Genomic DNA, 23,397 nt, shown 5'->3' with positions numbered 1-23,397 from the left:
GAGGGGGTGCGCTGGGGCAAGCGCTTGCTGATGTCGCCGAGAGTGTTCCCGGTGGGGTGAGCGGGAGTCAAGGGGCGTGACGGCGCGACGTGTTGGGTCCGGGCGGAGCGTCCGCCCGGCGCCCGGGCGTTGTCAGTGCCGGGGGAGACAATCGCGGCATGGAAGAAGAGGTCATCCCGATCCTGCGCGTGGCGGACGCCGCGGCCGCCGTCGCCTGGTACGAGCGGCTGGGGTTCGTCCAGCGGTGGGAGCACCGGTTCGAGCCGGGCCTCCCGGTGTTCACCGAGGTTGCCCGTGGCGAGGTGCGGCTGTTCCTGTCGGAGCACGAGGGCGACGCGCGGCCGGACACCCTCGTCTATCTGCGGGTGCGTGATGTCGACGCCGTCGCCACCGAGTTCGGCGTCGAGCCGGAGGCCGCGCCGTGGGGCCGCGAGATCGAGCTGCGCGACCCGGACGGGAACCGGCTCCGGATCGGCACGCCGGAGGGCGTGTCGGGGGGTGCGTCGGAGAGTTGAGCCGTGCCTCGGCCCAGGCTAGGCGAACAGAGGTTCGGGCATACTGTGAAGGAGTGTCGGAGTTCGCGGCTGGTGGGACGGCCGTGGATCGGGGGGTGACAGGGATGGCGGAAGGAACGACGAGAGCGACGCTCGCGTGGAAGTGGCAGCCGGCCGCCGGCTTCGGCCTGCTGCTCCTGCTGGTCGCCGGTTGGCTGTTCGCCCTCGTGCCGGGCCGGCTCGACGCGCGCGACGCGTGGGAGGCCGCGCCCGCCTGCCCGGCCGGCGAGCCGGCCGCCGACTGCCGGGCCCCGGTGCCGGCCACCGTCGTTCGCACGGAGGACGAGGCCCGTGGGAAGGGCGTCCGGTACTGGCTCGTCGTCACCGAGGGCGGCGCGGACACCGAGCGGTCTGTCCGGATGCAGGGCCGGGAGCCCGTCTACGACGCGGTGCGCCCCGGCGACGAGGTCACGTTGACGTACTGGCGGGGCGAGATCCGGGAGGTCGGCTTCACCACTGGCACCCAGAGCGCCTACGCCTCGCCGCTCCGCGGCTGGCAACTGCCGTTGGGCTTCGGCCTGATGGCGCTGTGCTTCGGCCTGTCCGTGCTGTGGATGGCCTGGTGGGTCCGCTACCGCTACCCGCGCACGACACACGCCGTTCCCTGGCAGGCCACGGTCGTCGTCGGCGCCGCCCTGCTGGGCACCGTCGGCGTGGTGGCGAGCATGGCGAGTGCGGGCGTGCCGCAGGCACTGCTGGTCACGGCGGCGGCCATACCCCCGGTGGCCGGGCTCACCGCGCTGCTCGGCTGGTGGTGGTTGCGGCGGGCGCGGCGGGCGGAGCGTGTCGCGCACATCGTCGCCGTGCTTCCCGGCGAGCGGGCGATCGTCCGCGCCACCGTCCAGGGGGACGTGTCCTACAGCAAATCCGGGTTCGACTTCCTGCTGCTGGGCGACGGCCGCCCGGCGGCCACCCCGGATCCGGACGGGCGGGTGGCGCTCCGGGCGCTGCCCGAGTCGCTGACCGTCGTGGGCGTCAGGCCGTTCCGGCCCGGCGATCACGACGCCTGGCCCAACGCCTACGGTTGGGACGGCGTCGTCATCGAGTGCCGCGACGGCGCGGAGCCGGTGCTCATCGCCACCAGGCGCCGCGACGCCCCGCAGATACTCGGCGCCCTGGCCACCGCGCCGGTGGCCGGCAGCCACGCCCCGACCCACTGACGGCCTGGAGTCGGAGTCGGAGTCGGAGTCGGAGTCGTGGCGGATCGCGAAGAAGGGAATCACGTATGAGCGGGGTAGTGACGGCGGTCAGCAGCAACGGGGAGTACTCGTTCACGAAGCCGAACCGGGAGAGCATCACCCTGCTCGCCGGCCTGGGCGTCGAGGGCGACGTACACGCTGGTGTGACGGTCAAGCACCGCTCGCGGGTCGCCCAGGACCCCACGCAGCCGAACCTGCGCCAGGTCCACGTCATCCAGGAGGAGCTCTTCGACGAGCTGGGTGAGGCGGGTTTCCGGGTGGCCGCCGGCGAGCTCGGCGAGAACATCACCAGCCGTGGTGTCGACCTGCTCGGCCTGCCGGTGGGCGCGCTGCTGCGCGTCGGCGCCGAGGCCGTGGTCGAGGTCACCGGCCTGCGCAACCCCTGCCTGCAGATCGAGGGTTTCCAGCCGGGTCCGCTGAAGCAGGTGGTCGGCCGCGACGGACTCGGCAACATCGTGCGCAGGGCCGGCGTCATGAGCATCGTGAAGGCGGGCGGCGTGGTGCGTCCCGGCGACGCGATCACCGTGGAGCTGCCGGCCGGTCCGCACCGGCCGCTCGACCGGGTCTGAGCGGCGCCGGTCTCGGAGGGCCGGGGCTTCCACGAGCCGGAGCGGCGGTGGCGGAGGCACCGGTGCCGTCAGGGTTCTTCAGGCTGAACCGGCAGGTGCTCCCAGCAGGGGACCCGTAGCGCCCCGCCGTCCTCCCAGATCAGGAGGGCGGCCAAGCCGCCGGCGCCGACGAGTGCGACTTCACCGTGTGCCAGCGACCGCTTGGGGAACGGTAGTTCGTCAGTGGTCTCGATCAGGCGATGCACCACGGTCAGCTCCTGTTCGGATCGTGTGCTTGCGGACACGCCAAGTGAACGACCTTGCTGATCGGCGAACTTGCACACGGCTCGCACAGCTGCCGAGCGGTTGGTGCGAACCGGTGGAACCATGGGGGGAAGGACAGCCGACGGGGAAGACGCACACCATGAGCGGCACCACGGTTCCCGGACCCGGTACCAACGTGGCCGACCTCCGCAAGGAGCGTGGCCTGAAGCAGGTCGCCCTCGCCCGACGCGCTGGCGTCTCCGTGTCCCTCCTCAGCAAGATCGAGGTGGGCGACCGGACACTGACCCAGGGCGTGGCGGCATCGCTCGCCCACGCCATGGGGCTGACCCTCGACGAGTTGTTGGGCCGGGCGCCGGTCGGCCGCTCGGCGGAGGAGAACCTGACCAGTCTCACCTTCGCCATCCGGCGGTTCGACATCGCGGACACCCCGCCGACCGCGCCGCACGAGTTGCCGCGCGAGCTGGCCGAGTTGGTCCGGCACCGGCACAACTCCAAGCTGTCCCAGGTCCTGGCCAAGCTGCCGGGGATTCTGACGAGGGCCACCAACCACGCGCACGCGGTCGGCTCGCCGGCGGCCTGGACGTTGGTCGCCGACGTGTACAGCGCCGTGTACTGGCTCGCGGCCCGGCACCGGTGGATGCACCTCGCCGAACTGGCGGTCATGAAGCAACGCCTGGCGGCGGAGCGGGCCGACCCCGTCGCGGCCACCCTCGCCGCCCGGGACGAGGCCGGCGCCTTCCTGAACTCCGGGGACTTCGCCGGCGGCCTGGCGGTGGTCGACCGCGCGGTCGTGGCGGCCGAGTCGACGCTGCGCGGGCGGGACCGTGCCTTCGGGCTCGGCATCCTCCACCTGCGGGGGCTGACGTTGGCGGGGCGCCTCAACGACAGGGCCACCGTCGAGCGGCATACCGAGGCCGCGTGGCGGGCGGCCGACGAGTTCGCCGAGGACGTCGACGACCACGGCCTGCACTTCGGCCCTGAGAACACGGCGGTGCACGTGGTCTCCACCGCCACCGACCTGGGGCGGCACCGGAACGCCATGGACACCGCCCAGGACCTGCTGCGGAGCGGACTGGCGCTGCCCGCCACGCGGATCGGTCCGCTGTACATGAACCTCGGCCGGTCGCAGCTCGCGCTGGGGGACCGGGACAGCGCCCTGGAGTCACTGGAGTCGGCCTGGGCCGCGGCCCCCGAGATGGCGGCCGTGCACCCCACGAGCCAGGAGCTGATGCGGGTGCTGACATCCCTTCACCGGCGGAGCAACCCCCGCCTGACCCGGCTGGCGAAGCGGGCGGGCGTCAGGATCTGACCGCTGTCACACGCACGGCAGACCCACCGGGCCGCGTTTCGATCGGCCGCCAGAGGTAAGGCGAATTGTCATGTCTCCCTACAAAGTGCGTTCCGGCCCCGCGGCTACAGCGATCGGCGTCGTCGCGGACATCGCCGCGGCCGTCATCGGTCTGTGGATCCTGATGTACCTGCTGGACGCCAACCCGGACAACGATCTGGTCAGCCTTCTCAGACGCCTGTCGAGATGGTTGGCGAGCTGGTCCCACGACATGTTCACCTTCGACGACGAGTGGGCACGGGTCGTCTGCGGCTACGGACTCGCGGCCGTGGTCTACCTGTTCATCGGCCATCTGGTCGCATCCCGGGTACGCCGCCTGTAGGGCGTTCGGGCCGTTCGGGGCGACGAGCGGTAGCGACGGCCCGCTCCGCGTTCAGGCGAGGGCCGCGACGAGTTCCCGCTCGCGGGCCTCGCTGAGGCCGGCGCGGCGTTCGCGGTCGAGGCCCTGGTCGCGTTCCCAGCGGAGGGTGTCGGCCACCAGCTCGGCCCGGGGGCGGTGGCGCAGGCCGGCGGCTCGGGCGGCGGTGCCGGTGCGGGCCGAGAAGCCCTCCCAGCCTGGTTCGACCAGCCACATCGGCAGCGACTCGGGCCCCATGAACTCGGCCACCTCGTGCGCCAACAGCCAGTCCGAGGTGGCGGTGACCACCGGGCCGGCGTGGCCGCCGACGGTGCGGGAGAGGTCGATCCACTCGCCGAGCGGGAGGACGGGGCCGACCGCGTCGTAGGTGCCGGTGTGTCCCGTCTCGGCCGCGTCGAGCAGCCAGTCGGTGAGGTCGCGGACGTCGACCACCTGGGTGGGCATGGCGGGGGTGTCGGGGACCAGCATCGGGCCCCGCGGGTCGCGCGCCGCGCGGGCCACCCAGTAGCCGGAGCGGCCGCTGTGGTCTCCCGGGCCGCCGATGAGGCCGGCGCGGGCGATGAGGAGGCGGTCGCCGACGGCGGCCGTCGACGCCAGTTCGCAGGCCACCTTGGCCTCGCCGTACAGCGCGCGGTCGACCTCCTCCCGGTCGGTCGGCACGAGGAGGGGCGTCGACTCGTCCGCCCCCGACTCGGCGTGCGAGGCGTAGACGTTGCCGGAGGAGACATAGACCCAGTGCCGGGCCCGGTCGGCCAGCGCGGCGAGGGCCCGTCGGACGAAGCCCGGCTGCCACGACACCTCGACGACCGCGTCCCAGTCGTGGCCGAGCACCCGCTCGTACGCCGAGGGGTCACGGCGGTCGGCGGCCACCAGGGCCGCCCCGTCCGCCACGCCTCCGCTCTCGCCGCGGGCGAGGCACGTCACCCGGTGACCGCGCTCGATCGCCGCCCGCGAGACCTCGCGCCCCACCCATGCCGTTCCGCCGAGTACCAGGATGTCCATGCCGCCAGCCAAGCACCCGCGACCGGCCGTCGCCCAGGGAGTTAGCCGAGGGCAGAGCCGGCCTACCGCGGCAGGGCGCGCACCGTCTCCTCCAACGCCTCCTCGGTCGGCGTCGGTTCGATGCCGAAGGTGGCCGTGGCGGCGCTGGAGTCCAGCACGAACGGCTTCCTGAACTGGTACTGGGTCTCCCGGAGTTCCCGGACCACGGGGTTGCCGAGGCCGCCGAGCCACAGCACCGCGCGCGGCATTCCCGAGAGCCGGGGCGCGGGGGCGTCGGCGAGGGAGCAGGCGAGGGTGGCGAGTTGGCGGATCGACCGGGGCCGGGGCGTCGGCACGTGCCAGGCCCGGCCCCAGGCACGCTCGTCGGCGGCGACGGTGACGAGCGTGCGGGCGACGTCGCCGGCGTACGTCCAACTGTGCGGGGCGTCGACGTCGGCCGGCACCCGCGCCCGCCGGCCGGCCAGCACCGCGGGCAGCACGGCGGCGGTCAGCAGCGACTGGGTGCCGTCGCCCAGGTAGTCCGAGCCGCGGACCTCGGTGGCCCTGATCCGCCCGGCCTCGTGTGCGGCGCGGGCGTCCTCCCACATCCGGGCCCGCACCCGCCCCTTGACGCCCTGGGCGCGCAGCGGCGTCTCCTCGGTGAGGACGCCGTCCACCGGCCCGTAGCCGTAGAGGTTGGAGGTGGTCGCCAGGACGGCGCCGGTCGAGCCGGCGGCCTCCAGCAGCGCGGCGGCCAGCGGCGGCCACTCCTCGGCCCAGCGGTGGTACGGGGGACCGGCGCAGTTGTAGAGGGCCGCGGCGCCGTCGGCGAGTCCGGTGAGGGCCGCCGTGTCGGCCGCGTCGGCCGCCACCCGTTCGACGGCGGGGTGCTCGGGGCCGGTTCCGCTCCGCGTCACCAGCCGCACCTCCTCGCCGCGGGCGGCGAGGAGGCGTGCCGTGGCGGATCCGACCGGGCCCGCTCCGACGATCACGTGTAGGGACATGGGACACCGCTCCTTGTACGCCGTTCTCGTGTGAGAACACTGTTCTCGTCCAGGCTTCGTGCAGCGTACGCGCTGGCAAGGGCATTTTTCAAGAACACCGTTCTCGTATCGCTCCACCGTTCTCGCGCGTGTCATAATCCGGGCATGTCAGGGAGAAAGTTCCGCGAGCGGGTGCGCACCGAGATCACCGAGGAGATCCTCGGCGTCGCCCGCCGCCACCTGGCCACGGAGGGAGCCAACCTCTCGTTGCGGGCGGTGGCCCGCGACGCGGGTCTCGTTCCGTCCGCGCTGTACCGCTACTTCGACAGCCGCGAAGCCCTGCTCACCGCGCTGATCACCGAGGCCTACGAGGCCCTGGCCGGGTCGGTGGACGCCGCCGTCGCCGCCGTCCCGCACGCGCGCCCGGACGAACGCTGGCTCGCCGTCTGCCACGCGGTGCGCACCTGGGCACTCGCCCACCCGGCCGAGTACGGCCTGATCTACGGCAGCCCCCTGCCCGACTACGCCGCCCCCCGGCAGACGGTCGCGCCGGCCGCGCGCATCCTGCTCACGGTGACCGGCATCCTGATCGACGGCGCGGCCGACGGGCACCGCTCACCCGTCCCCGCCCGGCCGCTGCCCCCCGCGGTGCGGGAGGACCTGAACCGGCTGACGGCCTACTGGCCGACCCGGCTCCCCGACCTGCCCATGCCCCTCGAATCGGTGCTGGCCACGGCGCTCACCCTGTGGACGCAGCTCTTCGGCCTGGTCGGCTTCGAGACCTTCGGCCGGCTCGACGACATGATCGAGGCCCGGCGCGACTACTTCGACCACCAGGCGTGGGTGATGGCGGACCTGGCCGGTCTCACCTCGCCGCCGACGGACGCCTGAGCGGGTGACCCGACGGCCGGCGCCCCGGTGGTCAGCCGGCGGCGCCGTCGCGCGGCGGGTCGGCGTCGCGCGGCGGGTCGGCGTCGTGGACCAACAGGGCGATCTGCACGCGGTTGTTGAGGCCGAGCCGGGTGAGGATGCGGGAGACATGGGTCTTCACGGTCGGGACGGCCAGATGGAGTCGCCTGGCGATCTCCGCGTTGGAGAGGCCCCGCCCGACGGCCCCCGCCACCTCGCGTTCGCGCTCGCCGAGCAGGGCGAGCCTGGACCTGGCCGCGGTGGCGCGGTCGTCCTGGCCCGGGTCGCCGGTCACCCGCTGGATCAGGCGGCGCGTGACGGCGGGCGAGAGGACCGGATCACCGGCGGCGACCGTGCGGATCGCGGCCACGATCTCGCGCGGCGGGGTGTCCTTGAGGAGGAAGCCCGCCGCGCCGGCGCGCAGCGCCCGCAGGACGTGCCCGTCGGTGTGGAACGTCGTCAGCACCAGCACCTCGGGGGCGTCGGGCCCGGCGCGCAGCGCCTCGGTGGCGGTCAGCCCGTCGACGTCCGGCATCCGGATGTCCATCAGCACCACGTCGGGGCGGTGCGTGGCGACCAGCGCCGCCACCTCGCGGCCGTCGGCCGCCTCGGCGACGACCTCGACATCGGGCGCGCCGCCCAACATCAGGCGGAGTCCGGCCCGCACGATCGCGTCGTCGTCGACGAGCAGGACGCGGATCACCGGCCACCTCCCTTCTCCGCCGTCGGCCAGGGTAGCCAGGCGCGGACCAGGAACCCGTCGACGGCCGGGCCCGCCCGGAGCTCGCCGCCGGCCAGCCTGGCCCGTTCGGCGAGCCCGACCAGGCCCTGGCCGCCGCCCCCGACCGGGGGGAGCGAATCCGGGCGGGCGGTGGCGGCGGACGGCGCGTTGTGGATCTCGACGGTGAGCCGGTCGGCCGGGCGCCCGGCCACCCGGATCGCGACGGCCGCGCCGGGGGCGTGCTTGCGCGCGTTGGTCATGGCCTCCTGGACGATGCGGTAGGCCGTCCTGCCCACCAGCGGTGGCGGCGTCGGCCCGACCGGTGGCCCGGTGAGCTCGATGCGGCCGCCCGCCGCCCGGCCCTCGGCCACCAGCCGTGGCAGGTCCGCGAGTTCGGGCTGCGGCCGGTCGCCGTCCGAAGGGTCGGCGCGGAGCACGCCGATGACCTCCCGGAGGTCGCTCAGGGCCAGGTGCGCGCTCTCCCGGATCACCCCGGCGGCCCGGGTGATCTCGTCGCGCGGGGCCGCGGTGTTGAACTCCAGCGCGCCGGCGTGCACGCTCAGCAACGAGAGATGGTGCCCGAGCACGTCGTGCATCTCGCGAGCGATCTCCTCGCGGGCCTCGCGGCGGGCCCGCTCGGCACGCAACTCGGCGTCGGCCTCCGCCAGTTCGGCGCGCTCGCGGAGCGACGCGATCAACTGCCGCCGGGAGCGGCGGAACAGCCCCCAGCCGACCGTCCCGGCCAGCAACGCGAAGTAGGTGGCCGCCGACGACGCGCGGTCCTGGGCCAGATCCGGCAGCTGCCACAGGAGAAGGGGCAGCGGGGCGAAGGCGAGCCCCGCCACCCAGGCCGTGGCCCGCCAGGGCCGGGTGGCGGCCACCGTGAACACGGCCACCATCGCGGGCCCGGTCAGATAGTGCGCCTGGCTGCCGGCCAACAGCAGCACCACCGCCAACTGCACCGGCCAGCGGCGCCGCAGCAGGATCGCCGCGCACCCCAGGCCGCCGACGACCTGGTCGGCGGCCCGCCAGACGGGGCCCGGGTCGCCGTCGACCGGGATCGACTGCGAGCTGACCGCGGCGAAGCCGGCGGCGAAGAGCAGCAGCCCCAGGTCGGCGGCCCAGTCCCGGCGGCTGCGTGGGATGCGGCGCATGTCCCGGCAATCTACGCGGCGGGTGGCGGCGGCGGGAGCGGTGGCCGGGGAGTCGATACCTAAGGATGACGGGCGGTCGGCGGCGTCCTCCCATGGTCGTCGCGGTTCGCGCCCGAAGCCGGACGCGCGGCCCCGCACCGACTCCCTAGCGTCGGGGCATGATGTCGACCGCGCCGCGGAACCCACCGCTGACCGTCCTGTCGGGCCTGATCTGCTTCGTCCTCGTCGTGGGCGGGGCGAGTGGGCTGCTGCACGAGTGGTTCGGAGTGTTCCGGATCTTCGGGTTCCTCCGCGTGCTGGCCCCCGGGGGCTACGAGATCTACGCCTATGTGGTCATGGTCGTGCTCGGCCTGGCGATCGGCGCGGCCGGCGAGCGGGCCGGGCGGTGAGGCGGGCGCGGGCGGGAAATATCCGGTCGCCGGTTGTCAGTGGCGGCTGGGAGTATCGGGGGCATGGACACGGAGTGGGGGAGAAGCGCGGTTCAGGCCAGGAGCCGCGAGGAGTTGGCGGCGCTTGTCGCCGCCGGCGCGAGCCCGGAGTGGCTGATGTTCTGGGGGCACCAGCCCCGGGCCGACGGCCGGTTGGGGGCGGGGGTGCTCAGCCAGTGGTGCCCGTCGCGCTTCGTGGTGGGCGGGGTGGAGTACGCCACCGCCGAGCACTGGATGATGGCCGGCAAGGCGCGGCTCTTCGGCGACGCCGAGTCGGAGGCGAGGATTCTCGCCGCCGGCCACCCGGCCGAGGCGAAGAAGCTGGGCCGGCGGGTGCGGGGGTTCGACGAGGAGCGCTGGCAGGCCTCCTGCTTCGAGCTCGTGGTCGAGGGGAACATCGCCAAGTTCGGTCAGGACCCGGCCCGGCTCGCCTACCTGTCGGGCACCCGTGACCGGGTGTTGGTCGAGGCGAGCCCGCTCGACCGCGTCTGGGGGATCGGGCTGGCCGCCGACGACGAGCGGGCCGAGGATCCGGCCCGGTGGCGTGGTCGGAACCTGCTCGGTTTCGCGCTGATGGAGGTGAGGTCCCGGCTGGCCCAGGCGTGACGGCCTGGGGCCGTCTCAGGCGAGGGAGTCGAAGTAGGCCTGCTGCGCCGGGTAGTAGTCCGCGAAGTCGGGCCGCGGTGTGCCCGTGCGGGCGGCGGTGAGCAGGTCCAGGTAGTACTCCCATCCCGGGCCCACCGAGCCGAGTTGCTCCGTGGAGGCGAGGTGGTGGACCAGCCGGAGCTCCGTGGTGCCGTCGGTCTCGGCGAGCAGCAGCTCCAGCGCCCAGGTCCCGGCCTCGTCCTCCATCGTGACGGCGAGCCGCCGAGGCGGCTCACAGGCGTCGATCCGGATCGGGCACCACGGCGCCGACTCCTCGAACGCCAGCCGCACCTCCACGGAGCGTCCGGGCGCCGCGTCACCACGCCAGGGGCCGAACCAGCGCGCGGTGCGGTCCGGTTCTGTGACGCTGGCCCAGACGTCGGCGACCGGGGCGCGGTAGGTGCGGGTGAGGACCAGATCCCATCCCGTCGGCGTGGGCACGAGTCGGCCGGTGGGCTCCTGGGTCATCTGGGACCTCCGAGGAAACCCCGCCTTCGGGCGGGGGAGGAATCGGACTCCTGCGGAGCAGGACAATAGGGCTGCGATGCGCCGTCAAGGCGGATCGCGGTGCTCTGACCCGAGGATTTGATCTTTAGTTGATGGCACACTAGTTTGTGAGCATGGCGTGTGTGAAGCGGGCGTTCAAGTACCGCTTCTATCCGAGCGATGCGCAGGCGGCTGAGCTGTCGCGCACGTTCGGGTGCGTCCGCAAGGTCTACAACCTGGCGCTCGCGGCTCGTACGGAGGCGTGGGCGCGGCAGGAGCGGGTGAACTACAACCAGACCTCGGCCATGTTGACCGCGTGGAAGAGGACCGAGGAGTTGGCCTACCTCAACGAGGTGTCCTCGGTGCCGCTCCAGCAAGCTTTGCGGCACCTGCAGGCGGCGTTCGCGGGCTTCTTCGGCAAGCGGGCGAGGTATCCCCGTTTCAAGTCGCGGAAGAGGTCGCGGAAGTCCGCCGAGTACACCACCTCCGCGTTCCGCTTCCGGGACGGTGAATTGTGGCTGGCGAAGATGCACGAACCCCTGGACATCGTGTGGTCGCGCCCGCTTCCCGACGGCGCCACACCGTCCACGGTGACGGTCTCCCAGGACGGCGCGGGGCGTTGCTTCGTCTCGATGCTGTGCGAGGACCCCAGTGTCCAGCCGCTCCCCGGCACCGATGGTGCGGTCGGCATCGATGTGGGCCTTGATCACCTGCTGACCCTCTCGACGGGTGAGAAGATCGCCAACCCCCGGCACGAACGCACCGACCGTGCCCGTCTCGCCCTGGCGCAGCGCCGTCTGGCGAAGAAGGCCAAGGGAGATGGGGCGAATCGGGTCAAGGCCCGGCGCGTGGTCGCCAGGATCCATGCCCGTATCACCGACCGCAGGCGCGATCACCTGCATAAACTGTCCACTCGGCTCGTGCGTGAGAACCAAACGCTCGTGATCGAGGACCTGACCGTGCGGAACATGGTCAAGAACCGGAGCCTGGCCCGCGCCATCAGTGACGCGGCATGGTCGGAGTTCCGGAGCATGCTGGAGTACAAGGCATCCTGGTACGGACGGGACGTGGTGGTGGTCGACCGCTTCTTCCCCTCCTCCAAACTGTGCTCCCACTGCGGCACTCTCGCCAGGAGCATGCCGCTGCACGTCCGCGTCTGGACGTGTGAGGGCTGTGGCACGACCCATGACCGGGACGTGAACGCGGCCAGGAACCTCAAGGCCGCCGGGCTGGCGGTGACAGTCTGTGGAGCCGGTGTAAGACCTCAACGGAGAACTCCGGGCGGGCAGTCGGCGACGAAGCAGAAAACCCCACGGCGCGAGCCGTAGGAATCCCCCTCTACCAGGAGGGGGAGGAAGTCAAGCGGTGTCCTTCCTGGGCTGCCGTTGGTCGGATGCGGAGTCCGGCGCGGCGGCCTCGGCCTCAACCCGGCTCCGCTCCCGGCGTGTCCGGTGGACCTCGGTCCCCAACGCGTCCAGGCGCTGGGACCAGTTGGGCTGTTGGGCCTCGAACCTGGCGAGCCAGGCGGCGAGCTGGGACAGCCGGGAGGGCACGAGCGAGTAGTGCCGGTGCCGCCCGACCTGCTCGTCCCTGACCAGGCCGCTCTCCCGCAGCACCCGCAGATGGCGGCTCACCGCGGGCCGGCTGATGGCGAACCGGCCGGCGATCGCGCCCGCCGTCAACGGGGCGTGGCGCAGCATGTCGAGGATCTCCCGGCGCACCGGATCCGCGACGGCGTCCGCCACCTCGCTCAGCTCGTCCACGGCAGAAGCGTAACCTATGGGTTACGCGTGAGGCCAGTGCAGGCCGGCGCCCGGCCGGTGTCGAACGGCTGGCGTCCTCGGGGAGGTTGGGCGGCGGTGCCGCGCCGGGCTCAGCGCGCCTCGGCCGGGGCGATCTCGTACGACCGCAGCAGGCGGGCGAGTTGCCGGCCGGCCGCGAGCAGTGGTTCCTCGGCGCGCCTGACCTGGGCCGTGACCTCGGCGCCCTCCAGGGTGCTGATGACGGTGGTGGCCAGTTCCCCCGCCGTGTCGGCGGGAAAGCCGCCGCGCAGCAGCTTGTCCGCGACCAGCCGTTCCCAGTCGTGCAGCGCGGCGGCGCAGGCCCGTTGGATCTCCGAGTCGGTGCCGAGGGTCTCCAGGGCCGCCGCCGTGACCGGGCAGCCGTCGATCCAGCCCGAGGCGCGCAGTTCCTCGGCGAGCAGCCGGGCGCAGGCGTCCACCGCCTCGGCCGGGTCCGGTCGGCTGTCCAACGCGGTCGCGAGGAGCGCGGCGAACTCGCGGCCGCTGTGCTCGATCGCGGCGACGGCGACGGCCTCCTTGCCCCCGGGGAAGAAGTGGTAGACCGAGCCCAGGGTGGCGCGCGCCTCCTGGGCGATCTGCTTGACGCCGGTGCCGACGTACCCCTGCCGCTGGAGCAGGCGCGCGGCGGCGACGACGATCCGGTCCCGGGTGCTGGTCTGCATGGCGCCACCGTACCGCGCCACTGAGTAGAACGTTCGTTTTAGCGGTGTGCTACGGTGCCCTGGCTCTGGATAGAGCGTTCGTTTTAGAGACCGCAGCGAGGGAGATCTCGACATGAGCAGCAACAGTTCCGGCCGGTCGGTCACCGTGATGGGCCTGGGCCCGATGGGCCGGGCGATGGCCGACGCCTTCCTGGACCGCGGCTACGCGGTCACCGTGTGGAACCGCACCGCCTCCCGCGCCGATGCCCTGGTGGCGCGCGGCGCCGTGCTCGCGCCCGGCGTCGCCGAGGCGGTCGCCGCCAACGAGGTCGTGGTCCTCAGCCTCACCGACTACGCGGCGATGTACGCCGTGTTGGAGCCCGCCGAGGCCGCGCTGGCCGGCCGGGTCCTGGTCAACCTCAGCTCGGACACGCCGGAGCAGGCCAGGGCCGCCGCCCGTTGGGCGGCCGAGCGGGGCGCCACGCACCTGACCGGCGGCGTCACCGTGCCGCCCTCCGGGGTCGGGCGGCCGGAGTCGTCCACCTTCTACAGCGGACCCCGTGACGCGTTCGACGCCCACCAGCCGCTGCTGGAGGTCGTGACCGGCCGGACGCCCTACTGCGGCGAGGACCCGGGGCTGGCCGCGCTCTACTACCAGATCGGCATGGTCATGTTCTGGACCTCCATGCTGAGCTACTGGCAGGCGATCGCCCTGGCCAACGCGAACGGCCTGACGGCGGCCGACATCCTGTCGCACGCCGTCGACACGGCGAACTCGCTGCCCGGGTTCTTCGCCTTCTACGCCGAGCGGGTGGACGCCGGTGACCACCGGGGCGACGTCGACCGCCTGGCCATGGGCACGGCGAGCGTCGAGCACATCCTGCGCACCAACGCCGACGCCGGCGTCGACACCGCGCTGCCGGCCGCCGTCGTCGACCTCTTCCGGCGCGGTATGGACGCCGGCCACGCGGCGGACAGCTTCTCCAGCGTGGTGGAACTGCTGAGGAAGCCCGCCGCGTAGCCGGCGCCCGGGCGCCGGAAGGGGGGCGACCGCGGCCCGGCCGCCCCCGCGGGGTGCCGCGGACCTAGCCGGCGTAGGTCTCGTACTCGGCGACCCTCGGGGTGCCGGTCGAGCTGGTGATCTCGAAGGTGATCTTGCGCAGCGAGGTCGCCGGGAAGGTGATGGCGCGCGCGCCGGTGCCGGAGGCCAGGACGGCCCCGGTGTCGGCGTTGACGACCCGCCACGACCCGATGTTGCCCACCGCGCCCGACGCCTCACGGATGTTGATCGAGGAGACGGTGGTCGCGGAGCTCCACTTGATCGAGACGGAGCCGGTCGAGCCGGACGGCGACCAGTAGGTGCTCAGGTTGCCGTCCCGCACGTTGCCGAAGCTGGTGCCACTGGCCTTGCTGCTGCCGTCCGAGTCGCCCGCGAGGCTCAGGTTGGTCCCGGTCGGCGGGTCGGTCGGGTCCGGGTCCGTCGGGTCGGGGTCGGGGTCGGTCGGGTCCGGGTCGGTCGGGTCGGGGTTCTGCGGCGTGCAGTTGCCGTCCGACTCGCGCAGGCCCTTGTTGGCGCCCGCCGTCTGGCTCACGACGCTCGGCACGCAGCTGGCGGCGTCCAGCGTGTAGGAGTAGGGGATGCTGACCGAGGTGTTGGACTGCGGGTTGGGCCCGGCCGGGTTGGTGTCCTCACCGGGGCTCGACCAGGTCACGTTGTCGAACGTGTTGCCGCTGACCTGCCAGTAGCCGGCCTCGGAGGTGTAGAAGGTGCCGAGGACGTCCTTCGAGTCCTCGAAGTAGTTGTTGTCCACCCTGGCGCGGGCCCCGGCCCGGGAGTTGATCCCGGACTCGTTGAGGTTCACGTAGTGGTTGTTGTAGACGTGCGCGATGCCGCCGCGCAGCAGCGGCGTGCGGGAGTCGATGTTCTGGTACAGGTTGTGGTGGTAGGTGATGAAGCCGTTGGAGCGGTCGCTCTCGCTCGACCCGACGAGCCCACCGCGGCCGGAGTTGCGCAGGATGCTGTAGGACAGGGTCACGTACTGGGTGTTGTCCTTCATGTCGAAGAGTCCGTCGTAGCCCTCCGACTCACCACCCGACGCCTCCAGGGTGACGTGGTCGACCCAGACGTTGCGGACGTCGCTCTCCATGCCGATGGCGTCGCCGCCGTTGGACGTGGGGGAGCCCGACTTCTTGACGTTCCGGACCGTCACGTTCTGGATGATGATGTTGCTGGCCTCGCGGATGTGGATGCCCAGCTGGTCGAAGACGGCTCCGCCGCCCACGCCGACGATCGTCACGTTGCTGATCTGCTTGAGCTCGATCACACCGTCGGCGGTGTTGCAGCTGTCGCCGGACACCTTGCTGGTGTTGCCGTGGTTGATGGTGCCCTCGACCTGGATGATGATCGGGGTGCTGCTGCTGGCCCGGGTGCACAGCGCCTGGTGGATGGCGGTTCCGGTGGTGGCCCGGACGGTCTGCCCGCCCGCTCCGCCGGTGGTGCCGCCGTTCTGGGACGCGTAGCCCGTGGCACTGCCCGACGCCGCCGATGCCTCCGGCATCGACAGCACCACGCCCGTCATGACCAGCATGGCCAGCAAGGCCAGTGCCGCGTACAGTCGCGGCGCGACTGAACCTCTCATTGTCGGCTCGCCCTTCGTGTGGGGGGTGCGTGGAGGTCGCCGTGTCATGCCGGGACGCCCCGGCGCGGCACGTGACCTGTTGCGAGAAGCCGTCGTCGCGGAACCGCGAGGGACGGCCTGGAACGTGTGCGTGACGGTGTCGCACGCCCGTCACCCTGTCCCGGGGGGCGAAGGGACACGCCCGATCACTTGGTGGCTCACGTGCAACATGGCGCAAGGGATGGAAGGTGACAGAAAGCGGATGAGAAAGCGCTTTCTGTCCGGCGAGAATAGGGCGCTGCCCGTCGGGCTGACAAGAGATCGTCCGGCACGAGTTCGAGCGCGGGGGTCCGACCAGGCCCCGGCCCGGCCGACGGGCGGGCTTCCGCCGGGGGCCGAGGCGCGCGGGGACGAGTTCTCCGTGGGGCGTTCACCGTTCGTCCACGCCGCGTTGGCGTGACGGTCGCGACGGCGACCGACCGATGCCACCGGTGGCTGGTTGCCTGTCCGGGTGGTCCCGCGCAGGGGGAGCGTCGGGTGATGGGGGAGCCGGCATTGTGGAACAGCCACTCTTAACGATCGAAGCGCCGCCGTCCTTCCTCCGGGTGCACCGGCGGTTCTTCCGGTCGGCCGGCCCGGTGCTCGCCATGGTGCTGGCCGGCTGCCTCCTGCTGTCCGTCGGGGGCGTGCTGCCGCTGCCCTTCGAGCGGGTCGTCACCCTGGAGGGCCGGGCGGCCTCCCGGACCGAGTTCTTCGAGGACGCCGAGGTCAGACGCATCCTGCTGCGCCACCACATCGAGGTGCGCATGACGCGGGCGCCCGGCTCACGCGCGATGGCCAACGGCAACCTGGACGGCTACGACTTCGTCTTTCCCTCGGGCCAGCCGGCGGCGGAGCTGGTCAGCGAGGAGTTCCCGGAAGCGAACGTGCACCGGCCGTTCCTCACCCCCATCGTGCTCGCCACCTTCCGCCCCTACGCCGAGGCGCTGGTGGCCCACGGCATCGCCACCCCGCAGCCCACCCCCCGGGGGGACGCGCCGCTGTACTACGAGCTCGACATGGACGCGTTCCTCTCCGCGACCGAGCGGGGCACCCGCTGGACGGACCTGGACATCCAGCGGTACGGCGCCGCCAACGAGAACATCGTCCTCGCCCACACCTCCGACTTCTGCGCGAGCAACTCGGCGGCCGCCTACCTGAGTCTGGTGGCCTTCACCCGCAACGGCCAGAAGGTGCCCGACGACCCGGCGGAGGCCGACACCGTCGCGGCGGACATCAAGCCGCTGCTGGTCGGGCAGGGGATGGGCTCGGGCGACAGACTCCGCAGCTACACCTCCCGCGAGGGCGAGGCGGTCGCCCCGATCGTCGTGCTGTACGAGAACCAGTTCCTCACGTACCAGGTGGGAGAGCAGGCCCAGCGGGGGGCGGTGGACGAGGAACGGGTCCTGCTCTACCCCACCAGCCGTTCCGTCAGCCAGCCGCAGCTGATCGCGCTCACCCCGGAGGGCGACCGCCTCGGCCGGCTGATCGTCAACGACCCCGAACTGCGCCGGCGCGCCCTGGAGTTGGGCTACCAGGTCCTGGAGCCGACGAACGGCACCGTGGACGCGGAACAGCTCGACGGATTCCTCGCGGACCGCGGTATCCCGGCCCCCTGGGTGCGGGAGACCACGCAGGCGCGGCTGCCGGACCTCACCTACCTGGAGCGCATGATCGGGATCGTCGGTGAGTGCGACCCGGCGGGGGGCCCGGGATGACGGCCGGCCGCACCCGGAAGCGGGCGTCCCGGCCACCCCGGCCACCCCGGCCGCCGCGCCATGGACGGCGCGCGGCCCTCGCCTCCCACGACCGTACGGACAGGGGGAGCTGTGGGCATACTGCGTGAATCCTGGTGGAGCGTCTGGTGGCCCTGGATGCTGCTGTGGCTGGGAACCGCCGCCGGCCTCCTGGTCCTCCTGGGGCAGATCCTCCGGGAGATCGTGCGTTCCCGCCGCGACCGCGGCGTCCCGGGGCTGACCTTCGCCATGTGCATCTACCTCCACGACCGCTCCGTGATGGACCACTTCCAGATGGGCCGCTACACCGAGGCCCTGCAGAAGGAGGTCGAGCAACGGGACCAGCGCGGCGCGGAGATGGGCGTCGACGCCGGCGTCCTGGGCACCGGCGGGACGGTCGGCGTGCAGGGCAGCCGGGAGGTCGTCAGCAGATGGCTGGAGGTCGCCGAGCCGATCTCGGTCATCGGCGTCATCGTCGCGGCCCTGGAACGCGAACACGTCGTCGTACACGCCGACCTGCTCCGTCGCACCGTCCGCCGTAACGAGGCCCTGGTCAAGACCATGGGCGTCGCCCACGGCGTGGGCCGCCTGCCTGAGGCCGTCCCCCTCGGCGACGTCGACGACTTCGTCCTCGTCCGCGGCCGTTTCCGCAGGTCGGAGCAGACACCGGACTCCCCGGGCACGACCGTCTTCACGGCCCCCTACGGAACGGACGAGGATCCCACCCTGACCGCCCACGTCCGCGTCACCTGCCGCACCACGGGTCTGCGCACCGAGGTTCCGAGCGGCGCCTTCTCCGGCCGCTGCCTCGGCAAGGTCGGCTACTGGAACCCGGCGGACGGCGTCCTTGAGGTGGACGCCCTCGCCATCTTCCGCTGACGGGGGACGGACCGGCCAGGACCGACGACGACCTCCGACCCGGGCAGGGCCTAACGGCCCGCCGTCTCCAGGCGGTGCGCGATGGCGCGCAGGCCGAGGGCCAACTCGGCCGCGTCCGGGGCTCGTTCGGGGTCGACCAGCCACTGGTGGATCAGGCCGGTGGTGAGCGCCATGTGGACGGAGCCGACGGCCCGCGCCGTGCGCTCGTCGACGTCGGGGTCGGTCTCCGCGTCCAGGTCGTGGAGCTCCCTGGCCATCCGGGGGCGGGACGCCTCCAGGGCCTCGGCGATCTGACGGCGGATGTCCGGGGACCGCTCGGCCTGGGCGTACGCCTCGACGGCGGCCAGCAGCATCGGACGGTCGGCGGAGACCGACGCGATGATCCGGGACCACATCCGGTCCAGGCGCTCGGCGTCGTCCCCGGCCGTCGGCTCGGCCGGGGGCATGGTGCGGTCGCCCCACTCGCGCAGCGTCTCCAGGAGGGCGGCGTTGAGCAGGGCCTCCTTGGAGCCGTAGTGGTAGTTGATGGTGCCGAGCGGGGCTTCGGCGGCCGCGGCGAGGTCGCGTGAGGTGATGCGGGCGTAGCCGCGCTCCGCCAGGAGGCGCCTGGCCCCGGCCATCAACCGCTCCCGGTGTCCCATGCGGTCACCCTACCCCGGCTGTTGAACGGTTGTTCAGACCAGCCGGCGGACGGCGGCCGCCGCCTTGAGGTCGGCCCACAGCCCCGGGCCGGCCGTGACGCGTGGGCCGAGCCGCAGCACCGTCGTCTTCTCCCGGCCGCGGACATGGAGACGGACCTCGGTCGGCCCCGGGTGGGCCAGCACGGCCTCCTTGAGGCGGCGCACCGCGGCGGGCGTGATCGCGGACTCGGCCATCTCGAGGCGGACCGGGGCGTCGGGTCCCGCGTGGCTCAGGTCGGGGACCTGGAGTTCCATGGCGACGAGGCGGGGGACGTCCTCGCGTTTGTCGAGGCGGCCCTTGACGAAGACGACGGCGTCCTCGACGAGTTGGGTGGAGACGAGCTGGTAGGTGGCGGGGAAGAACATGCAGTCGAGGGAGCCGCCGAGGTCCTCCACGGTGGCGATGGCCCAGGGGTTGCCCTGCTTGGTCGTCTTCCGCTGCAGGCCCGAGATGATGCCACCGATCGTGACGACCGCCCCGTCCGGACGGTCGCCGTTCAGGGTGGCGATCGTCGCGTCCGCGCGCTCCGCCAGCACGTGCTCGATGCCGGACAGCGGATGGTCGGAGACGTAGAGCCCCAGCATCTCCCGCTCCTGGGCCAGCAGGTGGGGCTTGGGCCACTCGGTGTCCGAGAAGGCGACCGGCGGGCCGAGCGGGGGCGCGTCCGCGCCGACGTCGCTCAGGCCGCCGAACAGGTCGAACTGGCCCTCGGCCTCCCGGCGTTTGACGGCGACGGCGGCGTCGACCAGCGGTTCGTACCCCTCCGCCAGACCCCGGCGGGTGTGGCCCAGCTGGTCGAAGGCGCCGGCCCTGATCAGCGACTCGGTGGCGCGCTTGTTGCAGGCCGCCGCCTCGGCCTTGTCGAGGTAGTCGGTGAACGAGGCGTACCTCCCCCGGGAGTTCCGGGTGCGGATCACCGAGTCCACCACGTTCCGGCCCACGTTGCGGACCGCCGTCAACCCGAAGCGGATCCGGTCGCCGCCGTTGGGCGTGAAGTCGGCGTCGGACTCGTTGACGTCGGGCGGGAGCACCCTGATGCCCATGTGTCGGCACTCGTTGAGGTAGAGCGCCATCTTGTCCTTGTCGTCCTTCACCGAGGTCAGCACGCCGGCCATGTACTCGGCCGGGTGGTTGGCCTTGAGGTAGGCCGTCCAGTAGGAGACCAGGGCGTAGGCGGCGGCGTGTGCCTTGTTGTAGGCGTAGCCGGCGAAGGGCACCAGGACGTCCCAGACCGCCCGCACCGCCTCGTCCGAGAACCCCTTCTCCCTGGCGCCCTGTTGGAAGGTGACGAACTCCCTGGCCAGCACCTCGGGCTTCTTCTTGCCCATGGCGCGGCGGAGCAGGTCGGCCTGGCCGAGCGAGTAGCCGGCGAGCACCTGGGCGGCCTTCTGCACCTGCTCCTGGTAGACCACCAGGCCGTAGGTGATCTCCAGCACGTCGCGCAGCGGATCGGCCAACTCCGGGTGGATCGGGGTGATCTCCTGCTGGCCGTTCTTCCGCAGCGCGTAGTTGGTGTGGCTGTTCATGCCCATCGGCCCGGGACGGTAGAGCGCGGTGACCGCGGTGATGTCCTCGAACTGGTCGGGCCGCATCAGCCGCAGCAGTGCGCGCATCGCGTTGCCGTCGAACTGGAAGACGCCCAACGTGTCGCCGCGGCCCAGGAGTTCGAAGGTGGCACGGTCGTCGAGCGGTAGCGAGAGGAGGTCGAGCCGGACGCCGCTGTCGCGCTCGATCAGCGCGAGCGCGTCGTCCATGATGGTGAGGTTGCGCAGGCCGAGGAAGTCCATCTTCAGCAGGCCGAGCGACTCGCAGGTGGGGTAGTCCCACTGGGTGATGGTGACCTGGTCGGTGTGCCTGACCCAGACCGGGATGTGGTCGGTGACGGGCTCGCTGGACATGATGACGCCGGCGGCGTGCACCCCCATCTGCCGGACCAGGCCCTCCACGCCCCTCGCCGTGTCGACGACCCGCCTGACGTCCGGCTCGTTCTCGTACATCGACCGGACCTCGGCGGCCTCGGCGTGGCGCGGGTGCGACGTGTCGGTGATGCCGGAGAGCGGGATGCCCTTGCCGAGCACGTCGGCGGGCATGGCCTTGGTGATCCGGTCGCCGACCGCGTAGGGGTAACCGAGGACGCGGGCCGCGTCCTTGATGGCGTTCTTGGCCTTGATGGTGCCGTAGGTGCCGATCAGGCAGACCTTGTCGGCGCCGTACTTCTCGGTGACGTAGCGGATGACCTCGCCGCGCCGGCGCTCGTCGAAGTCGATGTCGACGTCGGGCATGGAGACGCGCTCGGGGTTGAGGAACCGCTCGAAGATCAGGCCGTGTTCCAGGGGGTCGAGGTCGGTGATGCCCATCGCGTACGAGACGAGTGAGCCGGCGGCCGAGCCGCGGCCCGGGCCGACCGCGATGCCCTGGGCCTTGGCCCACATGATGAAGTCCGCGATCACCAGGAAGTAGCCGGGGAACCCCATCTGGATGATGACGTCCATCTCGTACTCCGCCTGGCGGTGGTGGGCCTCCGGGACACCGCCGGGGTAGCGGCGGGCCATGCCCCGCGCCACCTCCTCGCGGAACCAGGAGACCTCGGTGTGCCCGTCGGGCACCTCGAAGCGCGGCATCAGGTCGTGTTTCCCGAACCACCCCGTGGTGTCGACGCGTTCGGCGAGGCGCGCGGTGTTGGCGCAGCCCCGCTGCCAGGCGTCGGAGGAGTCGATGGCGTACATCTCCGCCGGCGACTTGAGGTGGTAGCCGGTGCCGTCGAACCGGAAGCGGTCCGGGTCGGAGAGGTTCTTGCCGGTCTGGACGCAGAGCAGGGCGTCGTGCGCGCTCGACTCGTGCTCGTAGGTGTAGTGCGAGTCGTTGGTGACGATCGGCGGGATGCCGAGCTTCCGACCGATCTCCAACAGGCCGTCCCTGACCCGGGTCTCGATGTCGAGGCCGTGGTCCATCAGCTCCAGGAAGTAGTTCTCGGCTCCGAAGATGTCGCGGTAGTCGGCGGCGGCCCTCATCGCCTCCTCGGGCTGGCCGAGCCGCAGCCGGGTCTGCACCTCCCCCGAGGGGCAGCCGGTGGAGGCGGCCAGGCCGGTGGCGTGCTCGGCGATGCTCTCCCGGTCCATCCGGGGCCACTTGACGAAGAAGCCCGCCGCGTAGGCGTCCGAGGAGAGCCGGAACAGGTTGTGCAGCCCCGTCTTGTTGGTGGCCCAGATCGTCTTGTGGGTGTAGCCGCCCGAGCCGGAGACGTCGTCCCGCTTCTGGTGCGGCTGACCCCAGCGCACCCGCCGCTTGTGCCGGCGCGACTCCGGCGCCACATACGCCTCGATCCCGATGATCGGCGTGACGCCGGCCGCCATGGCCTGCTGGAAGAAGTCGTACGCGCCGTGCAGGTTGCCGTGGTCGGTGATGGCGAGGTGCGTCATTCCGTGCGCCCGACACATGGCGAACAGGTCCCCCAGCCGTGCCGCGCCGTCCAGCAGCGAGTACTGGGTGTGGACGTGGAGATGGGTGAAGTCCCGGTCGTTCGCGTTGCCCATGGGGGCACACCCTACCCATGTTTTGAACGAGCGTTCAGGACGTTCGTTCAGGACGCTCGTTCAAAACGGTGCGAAACGCGGATGCGGACGTCGACCGGCGGCCCGCGGTTCCTGGCCCCCGGTGACCGGGAAGGCCGACATGTAAAGCGGTGGCGCGCCCCGGCCGTCGCGGACGACGATGGGCCGCGTGAGTGACGAACCCGCACGATGGACCCAGGCCACCGTCTACCCCGACATGTGGGCCGATCCGGACGACGACCCGCGCAACGACGAGGCCAGCCCGGACGGCGAGCTGGCGACGCTCGTGGACTACCTGGCGAACTACCGGCTGACCCTGCGCATGAAGTGCGAGGGCCTCGACGCCGAGCAGTTGGCCCGCCGGTCGGTGCCGCCGTCGACGATGTCCCTGCTCGGCCTGGTCAGGCACCTGGCCGAGGTGGAGCGTGACTGGCGCAACTGGATCACCGAGGGCGACCCGCTGCCGAAGCTGTACGGCGTGCGCGACGCGGACTTCGACGGGGCCGTCGCCGAGCAGGCCGTGGTGGACGCCGCGTTCGCCGATCTGGCGCGCGAACAGGCCGCGACCGACGCGGCGCTGGCCGAGCACCAGGATCTGGGGGAGCGGCTGGGGAAGAACCGGATCTCGGTCCGGGAACTGCTGGTGCACCGGATCGAGGAGTACGCCAGGCACTGCGGGCACGCCGACCTGCTGCGCGAGCGCGTCGACGGACGCGTCGGCCAGTAGCCCGGCGGGCCGGCGCGGCGTGGGAGCCGCCCGCGCCGACCCGCGGGCGGTCAGGCGGCCGCCGGGCTGGCGTCGTCCCGGTGCGCCGCCCGGGGCGACGCGGGGGGCGCCGGCGGCGGGCGGC

Annotated in this window: 24 protein-coding genes; 13 read left to right on the top strand and 11 right to left on the bottom strand. The window is 72.3% G+C overall.

All coding sequences use genetic code 11. From position 1 onward, the window contains the following. Positions 1–158: 158 nt before the first annotated feature. From E1283_RS07600 to E1283_RS07590, 3 genes are all read left to right on the top strand, one after another. Positions 159–515: a glyoxalase superfamily protein gene (locus E1283_RS07600; protein WP_132817127.1), complete on the top strand. Its 357-nt coding sequence runs from the start codon at positions 159–161 to the stop codon at positions 513–515. A 104-nt stretch (positions 516–619) separates the two neighbouring features. After that, the gene (locus E1283_RS07595; protein ID WP_132817126.1) at positions 620–1,714 is read left to right on the top strand and encodes a hypothetical protein; all 1,095 of its coding nucleotides are present in this window, start codon (positions 620–622) and stop codon (positions 1,712–1,714) included. Between the two features lie 65 nt (positions 1,715–1,779). Continuing rightward, positions 1,780–2,322 (top strand): MOSC domain-containing protein, encoded by a 543-nt coding sequence (locus tag E1283_RS07590; protein ID WP_207930325.1) that lies wholly within the window; start codon positions 1,780–1,782, stop codon positions 2,320–2,322. A 68-nt stretch (positions 2,323–2,390) separates the two neighbouring features. Here E1283_RS07590 and E1283_RS07585 read toward each other — a convergent pair whose 3' ends face one another. Beyond that, positions 2,391–2,645 carry a hypothetical protein gene (locus tag E1283_RS07585; RefSeq protein WP_165956047.1) on the bottom strand — a complete coding sequence of 85 codons (255 nt, stop codon included), beginning with the start codon at positions 2,643–2,645 and terminating at the stop codon, positions 2,391–2,393. 80 nt (positions 2,646–2,725) lie between these two features. Here E1283_RS07585 and E1283_RS07580 point away from each other — a divergent pair, with 80 nt between their 5' ends. Further along, a complete protein-coding gene (locus E1283_RS07580) occupies positions 2,726–3,895 on the top strand; it encodes a helix-turn-helix domain-containing protein (protein ID WP_132817124.1) in 1,170 nt (389 codons plus the stop codon). A 70-nt stretch (positions 3,896–3,965) separates the two neighbouring features. After that, a complete protein-coding gene (locus E1283_RS07575) occupies positions 3,966–4,256 on the top strand; it encodes a hypothetical protein (RefSeq protein WP_132817123.1) in 291 nt (96 codons plus the stop codon). A gap of 51 nt (positions 4,257–4,307) precedes the next feature. Here E1283_RS07575 and E1283_RS07570 read toward each other — a convergent pair whose 3' ends face one another. Further along, complete coding sequence (locus E1283_RS07570; protein ID WP_132817122.1) at positions 4,308–5,294, bottom strand: NAD-dependent epimerase/dehydratase family protein; 987 nt, start codon at positions 5,292–5,294, stop codon at positions 4,308–4,310. A gap of 62 nt (positions 5,295–5,356) precedes the next feature. After that, positions 5,357–6,277: an NAD-dependent epimerase/dehydratase family protein gene (locus E1283_RS07565; protein WP_132817121.1), complete on the bottom strand. Its 921-nt coding sequence runs from the start codon at positions 6,275–6,277 to the stop codon at positions 5,357–5,359. A 144-nt stretch (positions 6,278–6,421) separates the two neighbouring features. Between E1283_RS07565 and E1283_RS07560 the strand changes: the two genes are divergently transcribed. After that, complete coding sequence (locus tag E1283_RS07560) at positions 6,422–7,147, top strand: TetR/AcrR family transcriptional regulator (protein WP_132817120.1); 726 nt, start codon at positions 6,422–6,424, stop codon at positions 7,145–7,147. Positions 7,148–7,178: 31 nt separating this feature from the next. On the opposite strand, the gene E1283_RS07555 is transcribed toward E1283_RS07560, so the two are convergent. Both E1283_RS07555 and E1283_RS07550 read right to left on the bottom strand, forming a co-directional pair. Beyond that, positions 7,179–7,868 carry a response regulator gene (locus E1283_RS07555; RefSeq protein ID WP_132817119.1) on the bottom strand — a complete coding sequence of 230 codons (690 nt, stop codon included), beginning with the start codon at positions 7,866–7,868 and terminating at the stop codon, positions 7,179–7,181. Then, positions 7,865–9,040: a sensor histidine kinase gene (locus E1283_RS07550; RefSeq protein ID WP_132817118.1), complete on the bottom strand. Its 1,176-nt coding sequence runs from the start codon at positions 9,038–9,040 to the stop codon at positions 7,865–7,867. Before E1283_RS07550 ends, E1283_RS07555 begins: the two co-directional genes overlap by 4 nt. Before the next feature lie 158 nt (positions 9,041–9,198). Between E1283_RS07550 and E1283_RS07545 the strand changes: the two genes are divergently transcribed. Together E1283_RS07545 and E1283_RS07540 are read left to right on the top strand one after the other, a co-directional pair. Beyond that, complete coding sequence (locus E1283_RS07545; RefSeq protein ID WP_243744670.1) at positions 9,199–9,429, top strand: hypothetical protein; 231 nt, start codon at positions 9,199–9,201, stop codon at positions 9,427–9,429. Between the two features lie 63 nt (positions 9,430–9,492). Continuing rightward, positions 9,493–10,074, top strand: coding sequence for an NADAR family protein (locus E1283_RS07540; protein WP_132817117.1), 582 nt, complete (start codon positions 9,493–9,495; stop codon positions 10,072–10,074). 15 nt (positions 10,075–10,089) lie between these two features. Here E1283_RS07540 and E1283_RS07535 read toward each other — a convergent pair whose 3' ends face one another. Continuing rightward, the gene (locus E1283_RS07535) at positions 10,090–10,581 is read right to left on the bottom strand and encodes an SRPBCC family protein (protein WP_132817116.1); all 492 of its coding nucleotides are present in this window, start codon (positions 10,579–10,581) and stop codon (positions 10,090–10,092) included. A gap of 152 nt (positions 10,582–10,733) precedes the next feature. Between E1283_RS07535 and E1283_RS07530 the strand changes: the two genes are divergently transcribed. Beyond that, on the top strand, positions 10,734–11,927 hold the full coding sequence (locus E1283_RS07530) for an RNA-guided endonuclease InsQ/TnpB family protein (protein WP_132817115.1): 1,194 nt from the start codon (positions 10,734–10,736) through the stop codon (positions 11,925–11,927). Between the two features lie 30 nt (positions 11,928–11,957). Here the strand turns inward: E1283_RS07530 and E1283_RS07525 are convergent, their stop codons facing one another. Next, positions 11,958–12,362, bottom strand: a complete 405-nt coding sequence (locus E1283_RS07525) for a metalloregulator ArsR/SmtB family transcription factor (protein ID WP_132817114.1) — start codon at positions 12,360–12,362, stop codon at positions 11,958–11,960. A 110-nt stretch (positions 12,363–12,472) separates the two neighbouring features. Next, positions 12,473–13,063 (bottom strand): TetR/AcrR family transcriptional regulator, encoded by a 591-nt coding sequence (locus tag E1283_RS07520; RefSeq protein ID WP_132817113.1) that lies wholly within the window; start codon positions 13,061–13,063, stop codon positions 12,473–12,475. A gap of 112 nt (positions 13,064–13,175) precedes the next feature. Here E1283_RS07520 and E1283_RS07515 point away from each other — a divergent pair, with 112 nt between their 5' ends. Continuing rightward, complete coding sequence (locus E1283_RS07515) at positions 13,176–14,063, top strand: NAD(P)-dependent oxidoreductase (protein WP_132817112.1); 888 nt, start codon at positions 13,176–13,178, stop codon at positions 14,061–14,063. A 64-nt stretch (positions 14,064–14,127) separates the two neighbouring features. Here the strand turns inward: E1283_RS07515 and E1283_RS07510 are convergent, their stop codons facing one another. Further along, entirely contained in the window at positions 14,128–15,681 is a 1,554-nt protein-coding gene (locus E1283_RS07510) for a pectate lyase family protein (RefSeq protein WP_132817111.1), read from the bottom strand. Between the two features lie 536 nt (positions 15,682–16,217). On the opposite strand from E1283_RS07510, the gene E1283_RS07505 reads away from it, so the two are divergent. Both E1283_RS07505 and E1283_RS07500 read left to right on the top strand, forming a co-directional pair. Next, positions 16,218–17,417 (top strand): hypothetical protein, encoded by a 1,200-nt coding sequence (locus tag E1283_RS07505; protein ID WP_243744669.1) that lies wholly within the window; start codon positions 16,218–16,220, stop codon positions 17,415–17,417. Between the two features lie 111 nt (positions 17,418–17,528). After that, entirely contained in the window at positions 17,529–18,314 is a 786-nt protein-coding gene (locus E1283_RS07500) for a hypothetical protein (RefSeq protein WP_243744668.1), read from the top strand. A gap of 50 nt (positions 18,315–18,364) precedes the next feature. Here E1283_RS07500 and E1283_RS07495 read toward each other — a convergent pair whose 3' ends face one another. After that, positions 18,365–18,955 carry a TetR/AcrR family transcriptional regulator gene (locus E1283_RS07495; protein ID WP_207930324.1) on the bottom strand — a complete coding sequence of 197 codons (591 nt, stop codon included), beginning with the start codon at positions 18,953–18,955 and terminating at the stop codon, positions 18,365–18,367. Between the two features lie 33 nt (positions 18,956–18,988). Further along, on the bottom strand, positions 18,989–22,528 hold the full coding sequence (gene dnaE / locus E1283_RS07490) for a DNA polymerase III subunit alpha (protein WP_132817110.1): 3,540 nt from the start codon (positions 22,526–22,528) through the stop codon (positions 18,989–18,991). A 178-nt stretch (positions 22,529–22,706) separates the two neighbouring features. On the opposite strand from dnaE, the gene E1283_RS07485 reads away from it, so the two are divergent. Then, entirely contained in the window at positions 22,707–23,273 is a 567-nt protein-coding gene (locus E1283_RS07485; RefSeq protein WP_132817109.1) for a DinB family protein, read from the top strand. The last annotated feature ends 124 nt before the right edge of the window (positions 23,274–23,397 follow it).

This window comes from Streptomyces hainanensis (assembly GCF_004348415.1).
In the GTDB taxonomy this organism is placed as follows: domain Bacteria; phylum Actinomycetota; class Actinomycetes; order Streptomycetales; family Streptomycetaceae; genus Streptomyces; species Streptomyces hainanensis.
Note: the sequence above shows the minus strand (reverse complement) of the source record. Positions and strands in the feature narration are given on the sequence as shown.